Origin of the sequence: Salinisphaera aquimarina (assembly GCF_042643355.1) — a bacterium.
GTDB classification, from domain to species: domain Bacteria; phylum Pseudomonadota; class Gammaproteobacteria; order Nevskiales; family Salinisphaeraceae; genus Salinisphaera; species Salinisphaera aquimarina.
This window is the reverse complement of record NZ_JBHRSS010000003.1, coordinates 360,846-377,111: the sequence shown is the minus strand read 5'-3', so window position 1 is coordinate 377,111 and position 16,266 is coordinate 360,846. Positions and strand designations below refer to the sequence as shown.

At 64.5% G+C, this 16,266-nt stretch carries 13 protein-coding genes; 6 read left to right on the top strand and 7 right to left on the bottom strand.

The window, feature by feature from the left end; all coding sequences use genetic code 11:
* Window positions 1-21: 21 nt before the first annotated feature.
* From ACFOSU_RS05190 to ACFOSU_RS05170, 5 genes are all read right to left on the bottom strand, one after another.
* The gene (locus ACFOSU_RS05190; RefSeq protein WP_380687168.1) at window positions 22-2,376 is read right to left on the bottom strand and encodes a TonB-dependent receptor; all 2,355 of its coding nucleotides are present in this window, start codon (window positions 2,374-2,376) and stop codon (window positions 22-24) included.
* 90 nt (window positions 2,377-2,466) lie between these two features.
* Window positions 2,467-3,774, bottom strand: coding sequence for an ATP-binding protein (locus tag ACFOSU_RS05185; protein WP_380687166.1), 1,308 nt, complete (start codon window positions 3,772-3,774; stop codon window positions 2,467-2,469).
* Window positions 3,775-3,944: 170 nt separating this feature from the next.
* Complete coding sequence (locus ACFOSU_RS05180) at window positions 3,945-4,577, bottom strand: response regulator (protein WP_380687165.1); 633 nt, start codon at window positions 4,575-4,577, stop codon at window positions 3,945-3,947.
* 275 nt (window positions 4,578-4,852) lie between these two features.
* Window positions 4,853-6,364 (bottom strand): aldehyde dehydrogenase family protein, encoded by a 1,512-nt coding sequence (locus ACFOSU_RS05175; RefSeq protein ID WP_380687163.1) that lies wholly within the window; start codon window positions 6,362-6,364, stop codon window positions 4,853-4,855.
* A gap of 112 nt (window positions 6,365-6,476) precedes the next feature.
* A complete protein-coding gene (locus ACFOSU_RS05170) occupies window positions 6,477-6,671 on the bottom strand; it encodes a hypothetical protein (protein ID WP_380687161.1) in 195 nt (64 codons plus the stop codon).
* A 65-nt stretch (window positions 6,672-6,736) separates the two neighbouring features.
* Between ACFOSU_RS05170 and ACFOSU_RS05165 the strand changes: the two genes are divergently transcribed.
* The 4 genes from ACFOSU_RS05165 (at window position 6,737) to pqqD (ending at window position 10,886) form a co-directional block, all read left to right on the top strand.
* Complete coding sequence (locus ACFOSU_RS05165) at window positions 6,737-8,707, top strand: sigma-54-dependent Fis family transcriptional regulator (protein WP_380687158.1); 1,971 nt, start codon at window positions 6,737-6,739, stop codon at window positions 8,705-8,707.
* A 231-nt stretch (window positions 8,708-8,938) separates the two neighbouring features.
* Window positions 8,939-9,850 carry a pyrroloquinoline quinone biosynthesis protein PqqB gene (gene pqqB / locus ACFOSU_RS05160; protein WP_380687156.1) on the top strand — a complete coding sequence of 304 codons (912 nt, stop codon included), beginning with the start codon at window positions 8,939-8,941 and terminating at the stop codon, window positions 9,848-9,850.
* Entirely contained in the window at window positions 9,847-10,608 is a 762-nt protein-coding gene (pqqC, locus tag ACFOSU_RS05155) for a pyrroloquinoline-quinone synthase PqqC (RefSeq protein ID WP_380687154.1), read from the top strand. Before pqqB ends, pqqC begins: the two co-directional genes overlap by 4 nt.
* Entirely contained in the window at window positions 10,605-10,886 is a 282-nt protein-coding gene (gene pqqD, locus ACFOSU_RS05150; RefSeq protein ID WP_380687152.1) for a pyrroloquinoline quinone biosynthesis peptide chaperone PqqD, read from the top strand. The genes pqqC and pqqD overlap by 4 nt, the downstream gene beginning before the upstream one ends.
* Window positions 10,887-11,751: 865 nt before the next feature.
* Here the strand turns inward: pqqD and pqqE are convergent.
* Together pqqE and pqqA are read right to left on the bottom strand one after the other, a co-directional pair.
* Window positions 11,752-12,906: a pyrroloquinoline quinone biosynthesis protein PqqE gene (gene pqqE / locus ACFOSU_RS05145; RefSeq protein ID WP_380687150.1), complete on the bottom strand. Its 1,155-nt coding sequence runs from the start codon at window positions 12,904-12,906 to the stop codon at window positions 11,752-11,754.
* Between the two features lie 77 nt (window positions 12,907-12,983).
* On the bottom strand, window positions 12,984-13,061 hold the full coding sequence (pqqA, locus tag ACFOSU_RS05140) for a pyrroloquinoline quinone precursor peptide PqqA (RefSeq protein WP_380689162.1): 78 nt from the start codon (window positions 13,059-13,061) through the stop codon (window positions 12,984-12,986).
* A 291-nt stretch (window positions 13,062-13,352) separates the two neighbouring features.
* Between pqqA and ACFOSU_RS05135 the strand changes: the two genes are divergently transcribed.
* Window positions 13,353-14,789 (top strand): sensor histidine kinase, encoded by a 1,437-nt coding sequence (locus ACFOSU_RS05135; RefSeq protein WP_380687148.1) that lies wholly within the window; start codon window positions 13,353-13,355, stop codon window positions 14,787-14,789.
* The gene (locus ACFOSU_RS05130) at window positions 14,789-16,171 is read left to right on the top strand and encodes a sigma-54-dependent transcriptional regulator (RefSeq protein WP_380687146.1); all 1,383 of its coding nucleotides are present in this window, start codon (window positions 14,789-14,791) and stop codon (window positions 16,169-16,171) included. The genes ACFOSU_RS05135 and ACFOSU_RS05130 overlap by 1 nt, the downstream gene beginning before the upstream one ends.
* Window positions 16,172-16,266: the final 95 nt, after the last annotated feature.

The following is a 16,266-nucleotide window of genomic DNA, read 5'->3' as shown; positions in this document are numbered from 1 at the left end:
CCTGAATGGATTGTCTATGCGCTAGAGTTCGATTCTTACCCCGCCCCAGATACCGAACGGCGCGCCCGGGCCGATGAAGCGGCGGGCGTCTTCGTAGCGATCGCCTTCGAGGACTTCGTCGGATTCGCCGTACAGGCCGAAGCTTTCGTAGTCTGAATCGAGCAGGTTGTTGACGCGCACGAAGGTGGTGATGCGGTCGGTCCAGGCATAGGAGGCGTTGGCGTTGACGATGGCGTAGCCGCCGACTTTTTCGCTGTCGGTGTTGGACTCGTCGCCGCGATAGATCTGGTCGCCGTTGCCGACCACGTCCATGCCTAGCTTGAGCTTGTCGGTGGCCAACCAGTCGACGCCGACGTTGAACAGATGCTCCGGGATCAGCGGGATGCGATCGCCCGATTCCACCTGCTGGGTACGCGCGGCGGGCAGGTCTTCGTCGTCCGGATCGCGGACCGGATGGTTGGGCGAGTTGCTGCGGAACGCGTCGCGGAATTCGGCGTTCAGATAGGTGTAGTTCGCCGACACCAGCCAGCGCTCGGCCAGCTGCCAGTCCAGACCCAGTTCGAGGCCCTGGCGGCGGGTCTTGCCGACGTTGTCGAAATAGCCTTCGAAGCGCGATTCGGCGGCGATGAAAAGGATGTCGTCCTGGTTGTCGGAGCGAAACGCGGACGCACGCCAGTGCAGGGTGTCGGTGCCGCCGCGCAGGCCGATTTCATAGGTGGTGGTGACCACCTGCTTGAGGGGCGGATCATCCACGAAGCCGTTGGGCAGACGACAGGGTGCGTCGGGATTGGCGCAGGTCAGCTCGACCGGCGAGGGTGCACGCGAGGACTGCGAGATGCTGCCGAAGGTGGTCAGTCGATCGTTGATCGCGTAGGTCAGGCCGCCGGACAGATTGAGCCGCTTGAACTCGTGATCGCCACTCAGGCTGAGGTCGTCCTCGTCGTCGTCATTCGCGCCGGCAAATTCGACGTCGGGCGAGGTGTCGTGCAGCGAGATGGCGGTGCGGTTGTAGCGCCCGGCGAACGTGCCTTCGAGCTTGTCGGTGATCGGCACGCGCTGCTGGAAGAACAGGCTGGCGGTGCTGTTGTGTGCGCTCACGCCGGTGAGGGAATCGCCCGAGATGATGCCGCTGCCGATGGTGCCGCGATCGTCCGTGAGGCTGGCGAGTTCGGTCTGTGAAAAGAACTGGCTGCTGGCGTAATCGAGGCTGGTGCCCACGATCAGACTGCCGCCGAGCACGCCGTCCTGACGACCCTGGACGTTGAGGCCGAAGCCGTTTTCCTTGGTCTGCGATGTGTTCTGGGTGCCGCCGAGCACGTTCGAGCCGGCGGCGACCGCGTTGCCGGCGTCATCGTAGATGATCTCTTCCTCGCCGCCGCCTTCTTCCTCTTCGCAGAGCAGGCCGGCGTTGCCGGCGCCTTCACAGGCGCCAAATTCGGAGCCATCGCCATTGAAGGTGCTGATCTCGTTGCGGCGATAGTAGGTGCCCCAGGCCAGGGTGAAGTCGTCGGTGAGGTCCTGGGTGCCGCGCAGGTTGAACATCACCATGTCCGGCTTGGTTTCGTCCGGATAGGTGAATACCGAATCACGCCCTTCGGCGTCGGCGAGTTCCTGCGGGATGGCGCCGTTGCCGCGCAGGGTGTTGTCCGCCGCGGTGATCGAGAAATCCAGCGTGCCGTTGTCGGTGATGGTCGAAAACTGGGTGAACAGCTGGGTCACATCGGAGTCGGAGAAGTCGCGCCAGCCATCCTCGGACAGGCCCTGGGCGGCAAAATACCAGCCGTTGGTGCCGTCGTTGCCACCGGCCTGGAAATATCCGCCGAAGCGTCCGAAGCTGCCGCCGAACAGTTCCAGTTCTCGGCCCTGATAGGTGAAGCCGGTCTTGGTCTTGACCGACACCGCGCCGCCCAGCGTGTTCTGGCCGAACAGCGGATTGGAGCCGGGAATCAGATCGATGGAGTCGATCGCCACCTGCGGGATCAGATCCCAGTTGACGGTATCGCCGAACGGCTCGTTGATACGCACGCCGTCCTGATAGATGGACAGGCCCTGCGGCAGGCCGAGCAGCGGCGAGGCGGTATAACCGCGATAGCTCAGATCGGGCTGGAACGGATTGTTGGTGGCGTCGTTGACGTGGACGCTGCCCAGTTCGTCACGCAGGAACTGGTTGATGTTGAGCGTCTCCGAGTCGGCGATATCCTGGGAGCCCGCGTGCTGGACATTGGCCGGATAACGGTCCGCGTCGATATCGCTGCCGGAAAACGGTGTGGCGCCGATGACCTCGATGCTGCCCAGTTCCGACGACTGCGCGATCGCGGTCGTGCTACACAGCGTGCCTGCGGCCAGGCACAGGCCGACCCTTATCCTGTTGTGCATTGCTCCCCCTTTTTTATTCATGCGCGTGACACGCTTGTATTGGAGTATTCCCAATGCCCGGTGCCCGGAGCAATGGGAAAAACTCCCGATTTACGAGGCCTCGGCGGTCAGGGGGATCGAGGCGTCTATTCGGGTGCCTTTTCGGGCGCCGCTGCTGATGCGCAACCGGCCGCCGAGCAGTTCGATACGTTCGTGCATGCCCGACAAACCCAGGCCGGGCGCGCGCTGCAGGGTGTCGAAACCGTGGCCGTCGTCGACCACGCAGACATCCAGCCGATCGTCGCCGATGGCCAGCTCCACCCGTATCCGCTGCGCGTGCGCGTGGCGCAGCGCGTTGGTGAGCGCTTCCTGAATTAGCCGGAAGACATGGATCGCGACCGCCGGGGCGATGTCGTCGTCGCCGTCGCAGTCGAATACGAAGACGATATCGGGCCGGCTGCGCTGCCACCCGGCGACGTGCTCCTCCAGCGCGGCCGCCAGGCCCAGTTCATCGAGACCCGGCGGGCGCAGGCGACGCATCATCAGATGCGCCTGATCGTAGATACGCGCGGCGACATCGGCGATCGCCCGTGCCGACTCGGGCACTCCGGCGGGCAGCGTGTCGCCGCGCGCCAGAATGCCGGCGGCGTCGGCGCGAATGGCGGTGAGGCTCTGGCCGAGTTCGTCGTGCAGTTCACGCGCCAGATTGCGGCGTTCGTCTTCCTGAATCTGCAGCGAGTGATCGCGCAAGCGGTGGTTTTCGTCGCGGGTGGTGGCCAGGGTCTCGGCCATGTGATTGAAATGGGCCGCGATGCCGTCGAACTCGGGCAACGAGAAGCGGGGCAGGCGGATTGCGTAATCGCCGTGCTCGATGCGTTGCAGCGCGGCGTCGATACGGCGTACCGGCACCATGGCGCGCCCCATCAGCAGGTAGACGATCGCCAGAATGGCGGCATAGAAGACCAGCAGCAGGCCGATCAGGCCGCGGGTGTCGTGCCAGGTCTCGTCGATCTCGTCTTCGGGGTCGGCCAGAATCCGGATCTGCAGATCGGGTGCGACCCGGATCCGGCGCTCGGGCAGCGTATCCGGACGGGTGATGGCCGTGAACCATGCGGGCGCCGTGGGTACGGGTTTCGACGGGCAGGAAGGCTCCTCGCTGTGGCCTTGGATGAGCGAGACACACAGATGACGCAGGTGGCCGATCTCGTCCAGTCGATGGGCCGCGCTGACGCCGTCCTCGCCGGCAGTAAGGCTGGCCTCGATGATGTCCGAGGCCAGCGTGACGCTCGAGTGCATTTCGTCGGCGATGGCGCCATGGGCGTTGGCCACCACGATCGCGGTGGCGGCCAGCAGAATCACGGCCAGCATGGCCGTGACCGAGATCATCAGCCGTTGCCGAAGGCGTAGTCGGGTGTTCATGCGATACGCCATGCCAATCGGGTATCGGGCTGCCTGTGTCGGCCGTCTATCCGAGCCGGGGCGGCCGTGATGCAAGCCGACAGGATTCGGCTGCCGCGATGGGCCATGGCGACGCCGCCGAGGGCGTCGTGGGTCGCTGCCGATACGGGCCTATGCGCGGATCCGGGCACTCAGAGGCTGACCACGCCGGTGCGAATCGCCAGCCGGGTGAGATCGGCGGTGCCGCTGGCGCCGAGCTTGTTGCGCAGACGCGTGGTGTGGTTGGCCACGGTCTTGGGGCTGAGGAACAGTTCGTCGGCGATCCTGTTCACGTTGGCACCGGAGGCCAGCAGACGGAAGATCTCGAATTCGCGCGACGAAAGACTGGCGAGCGGGTTGGTCGCCGTGGTCTGGCCGTAGTCGCCGAGCTGCTCGTCGACATAATGCTGGCCGCTGGCCACCGCGCGTACGGCGTCCACAAGCACGTCGGAAACCGCGCGCTTGCTGATATAGCCGGTCGCACCGGCGGCGAGGGCGCGACGCACGAAAATCGCTTCCTCGTGTACCGAGAACACCAGTATCCGCACGCCGGGGTAGCGGCTCAGAATGCGTTTGGTCGCCTCGATACCGCTCATACCGGGCAGCGAGAGGTCCATGACGATGACGTCGAAATCGGTCTGGCGGCAGGCCGCATAGGCGCGTTCGCCACTGTCGGCCTCGCCGGCGACCTCAATATCGTCGGCCAGCTTGAGCAGGCGGCCATAACCCGCGCGTACGACGCTGTGGTCGTCGACGAGCAGGACCTTTATAGGCCGTGATTCCACGTTCAATCCTCTTTTCGCACGCGCCCGCTGCAACGGGCGCGATGACGTCATCCTGGCGATCGGGCGCGGGTTGTCCGCAGACATCTGCTCCGGTCGATGATGATCGCCGGTTTTTTTGCCACGATAGCGCAGGCCGTGTCAGGCAGTCAGCTTTCAGTAGATATCGACGATATGTACGGTCGTTGCGCGTCGGCGCGTGGGCGAAAAAAAGCCGGCTGTCGTCGAACGCGACAGCCGGCTTGTCTGCTAGCGGATGTTGCCGTTAGCGGGTTCGCTTACAAAGCGACCGTCACGGCCTTGCATTCCGTGTAGTTGTTGAGCACCTGCTCACCCATCTCACGGCCCCAGCCGGACTGCTTGTAACCGCCGAACGGCAGCGCCGCGTCGAAGATGTTGTAGCAGTTGACCCAGACCGTACCGGCACGGATCTGCGAGGCCAGTTTATGGGCCTTGCCGATGTCCTGGGTCCAGATGCCGGAGGCCAGACCGAACACCGTGTCGTTGGCGCGCTTGATCAGGTCCTCGTCCAGATCCGAGAACTTGGAGGCGGTCACGACCGGCCCGAAGATTTCTTCCTGGAACACCTCCATGTCGTCCTTGACGTCGACCAGCACGGTCGGCTTGACGAAATAACCCTCGCGATCCATGCGCCCACCGTCGGCTGCATCGCGTGCGCCCTGGCTCTTGCCCGAATCCAGGAAGCCGGTCACCCGGTCGAACTGGGTGCGCGATACCAGCGGACCCATCTGCGTTTCCGGGTCCAGTCCGGGGCCCATCTTCATGTTGCGGGCGAAATCGGCCACGCCTTCGACCACTTCGTCGTAGATCGACTCATGCACGAACAGGCGCGAGCCGGCCGCACAGCACTGGCCGTGGTTGAAGAAGATGGCGTTGGCCGCCCCCGGGATGGTCTTTTCCAGATCGGCGTCGGCGAGCACGATGTTCGGCGACTTGCCGCCCAGTTCCAGCGACACCTTCTTGAGGTTGCCCTTGGCGGCATCGACGATCAGACGGCCCACTTCGGTGGAACCGGTGAAGGCGATCTTGTCGACCTGCGGATGCGCCGCGATCGGGGCACCGGCCTCTTCGCCGAAGCCGGTGATGATGTTGACCACGCCGTCCGGCACGCCGGCTTCCTGCATGATCTCGGCGAGCTTGAGGCCCGACAGTGGGGTTTCCTCGGCCAGCTTCATGACCACGGTATTGCCACAGGCCAGGGCCGGGGCGAGCTTCCAGGCCGCCATCAGCAGCGGGAAGTTCCAGGGAATGATCTGGCCACAGACACCGACCGGCTCGCGACGGGTATAGGCATGCCATTCCGCGCCCGGCGCATAAGGCACGGTAATGCCGATCTGCGTGCCGTTGAGCTTGGTCGCCCAGCCGGCCATGTACTGGAACATCTCCGAGGCCAGCGGCACGTCCGCGGCTCGGGCGATGGAGATCGGCTTGCCGTTATCCAGGGATTCGAGCTGCGCCAGCTCTTCCTGGTAATCCATGATCAGGTCGCCGATCTTCCAGATGATGCGGCCGCGCTCGGCCGGCGACATCTTGGTCCACGGACCGTTGTCGAAAGCCTGGCGCGCGGCCTTGACGGCCTTGTCCACGTCCGCCTTGTCCGCGGCCTGAGCATGGGAAATGATCTGGTCGGTCGACGGGTTGTAGACCTCGAAGGTCTTGCCCGATTCGCTGGTCACCCACTGGCCGCCGATCAGCATTTTGCGCGGGGTGTCGATGAATTGCTGAACACTGGGTTCCAGTGCCACTTCAGATGCAGCTACTGCACACATACTCTTGCTCCTCCGATACTTATTTGCTCGGCATCGCCATGGGCGGCGACACATATATATGGCGTGCGCGACAGCGTTGGCCGGCAGCGCCTTGGACGGGTCAACGCAAGGATCAGGCCACGCGTCGAGGCACCTGTTCTAAGCCCGCCCGGAAACGCTTTTTCGGGCGACGGCTTTGTTCGATCAGCGTCTCACTGTCACGAATCTGGTGCAATCGTGTCGCAGGCTGCGCCGCCCCGGGCAGATACAGTTGTGCGTAGACCCCAAAGCTGATAAAAGCAATGGAAAAGGACAGTTGCGGGGTCACTCGCCCGAGTCCACAAGAATAAAAGTCAGAAGTGCGTATTTGATGCGGCTTCATGGAGGAGAGACATGGCGACGGTAATTGCGCCGCAGCGAACTGCGGGCTATATGCGTGCCCGGGGGAACACGGCCGACGTGATCGCCGGATCCTGGGATCGTTGTATTCGTGACTACGGCCTCGATCCGGCCCAGATCGATCTGGATGTCGTCTCACCCAGCACCCTGAGCGCACATCGTGACGAACTGGGCGAAGTCGTGAGCATTGCCCGTGCCGAGATGGAGAATCTGGCCGCCCAGATTTCCGGTTCCGGCTATGCGCTGCTGCTGACCGACGCCGAAGGCGTGATTCTTTATAACCGTGTCGAACAGAGCCTGCGCACCAGTTTTCGCGCGGCCGGGCTATGGGACGGCGCCGACTGGAGCGAAGGCAGCCAGGGCACCAACGGGATCGGCACCTGCATTTTCGAACAGCAACCGTTGACCGTGCATTGCACCGATCACTTCGCGTCGCGCAACACCACCCTGAGTTGTTCCGCGTCGCCGATTCGCAACTCCGACGGCGCCTTGCTCGCGGTGCTCGATGCGTCTTCCGTGCAGTGTGAAGGTTCGCGCGCCGGCCAGATGCATACCATGGCCCTGGTCAGCATGTCGGCACGGCTGATCGAGAAATGCGTGTTTCTCAATGCCAACGCCCAGCACATGATTCTGCGCTTTCACAGCCGTCCGGAATTCGTGAGTCTGATCCACGACGGCATGGTCGCCGTGGACGAAGGCGGCACGATTGTCGCCGCCGACGACAGCGCTGCCTGCCAGCTGGGCTTCGATGCGCGTACGCCGCTGATCGGCCGCGCGGTGGCGGAAGTGTTCGATATCGACGCCGACATCCTCGCCGAGCGTGCCAGCGACAACGCCCAGACCGTCTGGCCGATGCACGAGCAACAGCGCGGCCGTCGCTACTTCGCCACCGTGCGCACGCCGGCCGAACGCGGCCGTTCGGCCCGTGTGACCGTCGCCCCCAGCAGCGATTCCGCGCTACGGGTGAGCGCGGCACGCCAGCATCAGGCGCGCGGCTTTGCCGATCTGGCCGGCAGCGACACGACCATGGCCTACAACGTGCGCTGTGCGCGCCGGGTCGCCGATCGCCAGGTCCAGATCATGCTGCGCGGCGAGACCGGGACCGGCAAGGAGCTGTTTGCCCGCGCCATTCATGCGGCCAGCCGCCGCTCGGCGTCGCCGTTCGTGGCGGTCAACTGTGCGGCGATACCGGAATCGCTGATCGAATCCGAATTGTTCGGCTACAAGCCGGGTGCGTTCACCGGCGCGCGTCGCGACGGCATGCGCGGCAAGATTCTGCAGTCCTCGGGCGGCACCCTGTTTCTCGATGAAATTGGCGATATGCCGGTAGAGTTGCAGACGCGCCTGCTGCGTGTGCTCGAAGAGCGCGAAGTCGTACCGCTGGGTAGCGAGACGCCGCTGAGCGTGGACCTCAACGTGATATCGGCGACCCACGCCGATCTGACCCAGCGGGTGGACAGCGGCAGCTTCCGCGAGGATCTCTACTATCGCCTCAACGGCATCACCCTCACGCTGCCGGCCGTGCGCGAACGCACCGACCGGCAATCGTTGTTGCGCTCGGTGGTGGCGCTGGAGCACGACGGCGATATCGCGGTCCGGATCGCCGAGGATGCGCTCGAGGCGCTGGTGCGCTACAACTGGCCCGGCAATATCCGTCAGATGCGCAACGTGTTGCGTACGGCCCTCGCGTTGTGCGACGACCTGACCATCGGCATGGCCGATCTGCCGGCTGAAATCACGCGTGCCGGCAAGTGCAGCGCCGACAGCGTCGATGGCCACTGCAATACGTCGTCGCCGACCGTCAGCACAAGCCCACTCGACTGTGCCGAACGGGCCGCGCTGCTGGCCGCGCTCGACGAGAATCGCTGGAATATCAGCCATACCGCGTCGCAGCTGGGCATGAGCCGTAACACGCTCTATCGCAAGATGAAGAAACACGAGATTCCGCCCTCGCGACAGCGTTGAATCCGGGCTGGAACCCGAGGGGGCTCGAGCCAGGTCGTCGCCAGCGCGTGTTTTCTACCGGTGAAGAACCGCAGCCGCGGACCTTAGGCGAGCATCGCTTCGCGGTGTCGTCGTCACCCGACGGTTGCCGAAAAGCCGACGCGCCGCGTCTGGCTACAACGTCGCGCAGTCGTATGGCACGACTCCTGCCTTGAACCGTCTTGATCGGAGTCGAAAACAAGGACGGCACGCATGCATGTAAGGGTTCTGGGTTCTGCCGCCGGCGGCGGTTTTCCGCAGTGGAATACCAACGTCGGCCTCAACCGGCAACTGCACGAGGGCACGACCCGCGCGACGGCGCGCACCCAGTCCTCGATCGCGGTCAGCGCCGACGGCGAGCGCTGGTTGTTGGTGAATGCGTCGCCCGATGTGCGCCAGCAGATCCTGGATTTCCCAGCACTGCGGCCGGCACCGGACACCCGCGGCACCGGCATCGGCGCGATCCTGCTCATGGACAGCCAGATCGACCACACCGCCGGGCTTATGATCCTGCGCGAGGGCGATACCCTGCCGATCTGGTCGACGCGCCCGGTCTACGAGGATCTGACCACCGGCCTGCCTTTGTTCAAGGTGCTCGAGCACTTCTGCGGCGTGGACTGGCACGAGATCGATACCGCGGCCTCCGGTTTCGCCATCGACGGCGTGCCCGGGCTGTCGTTTCGCGCGGTCGAGCTGTCGTCGGCGGCGCCGCCGTATTCGCCGCACCGGGGTGATCCGCATCCCGGCGACAACATCGGCCTGATCGTCACCGACGACGCCACCGGCGGTCAGCTGTTCTATGCGCCGGGCCTGGGCGCGCCGGACGACGAGATTGCGGCCATTGCCCGTGCGGCCGACTGCGTGCTGGTCGACGGCACCTTCTTCACCGAAACCGAGATGATCGACCAGGGCGTGGGCACCAAGGCGGCCGCGACCATGGGGCATCTGCCGCAGTCGGGCGACAACGGCATGCTGACCTGGCTGGCGCAGTTTCCGGGTACTCGCCGGGTGCTGATCCATATCAACAACACCAACCCGATCCTCGATCCCGATTCGCCCGAGCGGGCGACGGTCGAGGAAGCGGGCGTGGAAGTGTCCTACGACGGTCTTGAGATCAAGCTATGAGCAGGCAACCGCAAACCACCGACACGCCCTGGTCGCGCGACGAGTTCGAGCGCCGGCTGCGCGCGCTCGGGGCGCGTTATCACATTCACCATCCCTATCACCGGATGATGCACGAGGGCCGCTGCACGCCGGAGCAGATTCGCGGCTGGGTGATCAACCGCTACTATTATCAGGTCAGCATCCCGATCAAGGATGCGAACGTGCTGGCCAACTGCCCCGATCCCGACGCACGCCGGCTGTGGGTGCAACGCATCCTCGATCACGACGGCGCCGAAGGCGAGACCGGGGGCATCGAAGCCTGGCTGGCGCTGGCCGAGGCCTGCGGGCTGGATCGGACGCGCGTGGCCTCGCTCGACGACGTGCTGCCGGGCGTACGCTTCGCCGTCGATGCCTATGTGAACTTCGCCCGCCGTTCGACCTGGCAGGAGGCGGCCTGTTCGTCGCTCACCGAACTGTTCGCGCCCGAGATTCATCAGCAGCGTCTGACCGGCTGGCCCGATCACTACCCGTGGATCGACGATTCCGGGCTGAGTTATTTCCGCAAGCGCCTGTCCGAAGCACGCCGCGACGTCGAACACGGCCTGCGCGTGACGCTGGATACCTTCACCACGCGGGCGCAGCAGGACCACGCGATGTCGATCCTGCAGTTCAAGCTGAACGTGCTCTGGAGCATGCTCGATGCCATGTGGATGGCCTATGTCGCCGACATGCCGCCGTATCACAGCTGCGAGCCGATCGATGCCGTGGTGGCGCCATGATCGATTCGGACATCGAACCGACCGATATGCCGCGTATCGCCCAGGGGCATCGCATGCAGTTCGAGCCGGCACAGGATTGCCATGTCCTGCTGTATCCGGAGGGCATGGTCACGCTCAATCCAAGTGCCGCCGAAATACTGTCACGCTGCGACGGCAAGCGCAGCGTCGCCACGATCTGTTCGGACCTGTCCGCAGAGTTCGGCGGGGCGGATCTGGAGGATGACGTGCATCAGTTTCTGTCGCTTGCGATTGCGCAGAAATGGGTGGTGTTGGCGTAGGAGCGATAGAAAGCCGGCCTCAGCCTGATGCTGTTCGCTTGAGCAGCGCATAGCCGCCGAAGCATCTTGGGAATCCGGTTTCGATTGCATGGGGCGGATTATTGTTTTTTCGCAGAAGCACTTGTGACGGGGCGGCAAGGAAAACTCGGTAGGCGGTTCAGTATCGCTGGGTCCAATCGTACTGAGGTTTCGCGCTGATGCGCGACTTCCCTTCTTTGGCTTGTCCAAAAGAAGGGAAGCGAAGAAAACGACACCCGGGCACGGCGCCGGCTACGCCGGTGCACTCCGATGCTCGCGGCGAAGGGATGCGGCAAAAACTCGCGTCGCTTTGGCGACACTCAAACACCTTGCCGCACCGGCGCAATGCGCCGGACACCCTTCGCCGCTGCGCGTCTCCGCCGCCATGCAACGGGGAGCCAATACAGGCGCCACTCTCACACTCCGTTACAGTCTGTATCCAACCCCTTGGCGCTGCGCTGAGCAGCACAGCCGGGAAGGGAAAAAAGCAGCCGGATGCTTGGGCGTAGCGAGTTTCCGGCTGCTCACTTCCTGGCGAGCAGCGCAAGGCATCGATGCGCAGCATCGGCGCAGTGCAGGGGGCCTTCGAACAACAAGGCACGCATGTGGGCAAGCAAATATTAGTGACTCGCGCATCAGCGCGAAACCCCAAGCCGAATCGCAGCAAAAGTGCTACCGGCTACCCAGCAACCGGTTTATCGCGACTAGCTACGGCCGGCATTTGCTGAGTTTGATACATGGTCAGACAACGCATTATCCCGTCAGTCGGAAGGCTGCATTGCTTAAGTGAACAGTATTTGGCCATGATCGCGCTTGCGCGGGCCCGGGACGAAAGGCTCCGAGCCGGCTACTGCTCCGACGTCGCCCGGTGCAGGCGCTTGGAGTTCTTGGGATTGCGAAACAGGATGGGCTGAGCCGCCGGCGCGTCGGCAGGCGTCGCGTTGGCGCGCTCGACCGCGCCCGTGACCAGCCCGTGTTCCGGTGATTTCGCGCAGACCGGATCGGCCGCGTACATGTCGCCGGTGAGCATATAGGCCTGACAGCGGCAGCCGCCGAAGTCCTTGGTCTTCTCCGAACAGCTGCGACAGGGCTCCTGCATCCAGTCGAAGCCGCGAAAATGATTGAACGCGGGCGATTCGCTCCAGATCCAGTCGATATCGTGTTCGCGCACGTCCGGGAAATCCAGGCCCGGCAGCTGACGTGCGGCGTGGCAGGGCAGGGCGATGCCGTCCGGCGCGATGGTCAGGAAGATATCGCCCCAGCCGCTCATGCAAGCCTTGGGTCGATCGTCGTAGTAATCGGGAACGATGAAATACAGCTTCATCGGCCCGCCGCGCTCGCGATAGGCATGGGTCACGCGTTCGGCATGGGCCAGCTGTTCGCGGGTGGGGAGCAGCATTTCGCGGTTGTGAAAGGCCCAGCCGTAATACTGGGTATTGGCCAGTTCCACGTAGTCCGCGTCCAGTGCCTCGGCCATGGCGATGATTTCTTCGATATCGTCGATGTTCTTCCGGTGCAGGACGATATTGAGCACCATCGGATAGCCGTGGGCCTTGATCGCGCGGGCCATGTCCTTCTTCTTCTCGAAGCTGTCGGTGCCGCCGAGGAAATTGTTCATCTCGGCGTTGCTGGCCTGGAAGCTGATCTGGATATGATCCAGTCCGGCCTCCCTCAGCCGCATGACGCGTTCTTCGTCCATGCCGATGCCGGAAGTGATCAGGTTGGAATAGAAGCCCAGACGCCGGCCTTCGGCGACGATCTGTTCCAGGTCCTGACGTACCAGCGGCTCCCCTCCGGACAGGCCGAGCTGGGCGGCGCCCATTTCACGTGCCTGGCGCAGCACCTTGAACCAGTCCTCGGTCGTGATCTCGCGGCCGATCTGCGACATCTCGGTGGGGTTGCTGCAATAGGGGCACTGCAGCGGGCAGGCATAGGTCAACTCGGCCAGCAACCAGAGCGGCCGCGCCGGGGTTTCGCCATCGTGTCGTTGGGGCAGCTGCATCGCGCGCCTACCGATTGTGCTTGTGTCGAATCAAAGAAGGGGGCGCGTGGCCCCCTTCGTTACATCAATACCGCGGTTTAGCGGTTGTTGACGTACATCGTGATTTCGAAACCCAGACGCAGGTCATGGGCTTTCGGGCTTGTCCACTGTTTCATTGCCGATCTCCTAAGTTTGTAATTGGATGTGGCGTTACATCTGTTGCATTGACCGTGCCAGAAGATGGGCGCGAGGCGATATCCGGCAAGCGTCTGAATATCAGTGTTTATTTATCACTTCGGTGGCTATTGCAGCGCGTGTTCGCGAGACCTGGCCAGGCGCTGGCCACTATTGGCCGGACAATTGGCCGCTTATTGGCCAATAGTGGCCAGTTCGGTTGCATTTATCGCCGCCGCTGGATAAACGAGCAGTCGCAAGACATGCGAGGTCTTTGCAAACTAGACTGCAGCATGTCCCGTCGCCGCACCGAATCGCTCAAGAGTCTGATCCGTCGTTATCAGATCGCGCTGCTGCTCATTCTCACCGCGGCAGCGGGCATGGGCGGTCTGTGGTCGATCTTCTGGCAGTCGGGATATCAGAGTTCCCTGCGTCTGAACGGGCTGCTGGTAGAGGCGCAGGCAGTGCGCGGTGATCTCTATCGCCAGATAAAGGCCCTCGACGAGGTCCGCGACAGCGCCTCCCACGACGACTACTGGCAGCGCCTGTATCGGATCGACGATCATTTCTATCGCATGCACGGCTATGCGGATACCGCCGCGGAACAGGCGACCATCGCGCGCATGGAGGCGGCTTACGGACTGCTGCTGGCGGCGATGAACCGGGTGGTCACCAACCCGACGAGCGCCGCCGCGACCGTCAGCGCCATTGACCAGTGGAGCAGCGGTGATTTCGAGCAGGCCTACAGCCAGCTGACCACCCAGGTGGCCGCGCAACGCGATGAACTGGCCGATCGGCTACGGCTGTGGAATCGCATGGCGCCGTGGCTGGCCTGGCTGCCATTGGTGCTCGGCGTGGCCGTGGTGCTGTGGCTCAACCGGCGTTTCGTGCGCGATTTCCTGCGTCCGCTCGAGCGGCTGGTGGCCGATACCGGCGAACTCGGCCGCGGCCAGCCCGCCTTTCGGCTGCAAACCCGCGGGGTGAGCGAGGTGCAGCATCTAGCCCACACCCTCAACGACATGGCCGCGGAACTCGAGGACCATCGCCGTGCCCTGGTCGAACGTGAACGCCAGGCCGCGCTTGGCGCGCTGGTGCCGGTGATCGCCCATAACATCCGCAACCCGCTGGCGGGCATCCGGGCCAACGCGCAGATGCTCGATCGCGAGGCGAGCGCGGCCGAAATAGAGGAGACTGGCGCCGATATCATTGACGCCGCCGATCGACTCGAACGCTGGCTCGACGCGTTGTTGTCGTATCTGCACCCGCTGCGCCTCACCCGGGAGTCGCGTTCGCTGGATGCCATCGTCGACGGCGCGACGGCCGCGCTCGGCGGGCGCCTGGGCGCCTGCGAGGTGAGCGTCGATCGGGAACGCTCGGACGCGGCCGTAGATGCCGACGCTTCGCTGCTCGAACAGGCCCTGCACGGGTTGCTGTCGAATGCGCTCGAAGCCTCGCCACGCGGTGCGCGTATCCGGGTGGCCACCGGCGTCGCCGACGGTCAGGCCGAGTTGATCATCGACGATCAGGGCCCCGGCATGGCACAGCTGCCGGACCCGCAGACCAGCACTCCGGTGCCGACCACGAAACGGCGCGGCACCGGGCTCGGCATTCCCTTTGCCTACAAGGTGATCCATGCCCACGATGGGCAGCTCGACTACAGCGCCGGCGACGGCGGCGGCACCCGCACCCGCGTGCGGCTGCCGCAGTCCGAGCCCTCCGGACAGATCTGATGGCCAATCCGCATATTCTGTTGCTCGAAGACGAAGGTGCGCTGGCCCGCGCCATCGACCGGCGCCTGCGCCGCGACGGCTATACGGTCGCCGTGTGTGAAACCCTGGCCAGCGCCCGACTCGCCGCCCAGCGCCGGCGCCCGGATCTGGCCGTGCTCGATCTGCGGCTGCCGGATGGCTATGGGCTGGAGTTTCTCGAGTGGCTGCGAGACGAGGTCGCCGAGTTGCCGGCGATCGTGATGACCGCGTTCGGCGAGCTCGATGACGCGGTCGCCGCCATCCGGCTGGGCGCGGTGGATTTTCTCAAGAAACCGCTGGATCTGGATGCGCTGTGTCGGGTCGTCAGTGACGCATTGCGCCGGGAAACGCCGGCCACGCGAAGCGAGCGCACGGCAACCGCCGATGACGCGCCAGCGAGCGCGGCCACCGTGATCGGCGACAGCCCGGCCATGACGAGCCTGCGCGCGCAGCTGGCACGCATTGCCGCCCTGGGCAGCGGCAGCGCGCCGCCCAATGTACTGATCACCGGTGAGACCGGCACCGGCAAGGACCTGCTCGCGCGCGCGTTGCATGCGGCCTCGCCGCGCGCGGCGGCCGACTTCGTGCAGGTCGATTGTGCGGCGCTGCCGCGGGATCTGGTCGAGGCGGAACTGTTCGGCCACGAGAAGGGCGCGTTCACCAACGCGCATCGGGCGCGCCGCGGCCTGCTCGCGGCGGCCGGCAAGGGATCGGCGTTTCTCAACGAGATCGGCGAGCTGCCGCTGGGCCTGCAGGCCAAGCTGCTCACCGCGCTCGAATCGCGCACGGTGCGCGAGATTGGCAGCGACCGTGAGCGCGCCATCGATGCCTGGTTCATTGCCGCGACCAATCGCGATCTCGCCGCGATGATGGCAGCGGGCGATTTTCGTCAGGATCTCTATTATCGGCTCAATGTGCTCACGTTGACCCTGCCGCCGTTGCGCGAGCGGGGCGAGGACGTGCTCGCACTGTCGCGCGCCTTCATCGACGAGACCGCGACCCGCTACGACCGCGCCGTGCCCCGGCTCACCGACGCCGCCTGTGCCGCGCTCATGGCGCATCGCTGGCCCGGCAACGTGCGTGAACTGCGGCATGTGCTGGAACGCGCGGTGCTCGTGCATGCCGATGACGTGCTCGACGCCGAACACCTGCGTCTTGCCCCGCCGACCGACAAACGTCACGTCGAGCCGTCGGCGTCTTCGGCGCCGGACGCGTCCGCGACGCTGGCCGACAACGAACGCGAACTGATCCAGCGCACGCTGGCCGACACCGGCGACAACATTTCCGAGGCCGCGCGCCGGCTGGGCCTCAGCCGTGGTTCGCTGCGCTACCGACTCGACAAATACGGCTTGTCGTCGGACTGAGGCTTCCGGAAGCGTGATCGCGCGGCCTGATCGGCGCGGACCGTGGACACGCGGACCTTCGATAGCACCATGCTTTCTGTCTGCCGGCTAACCGC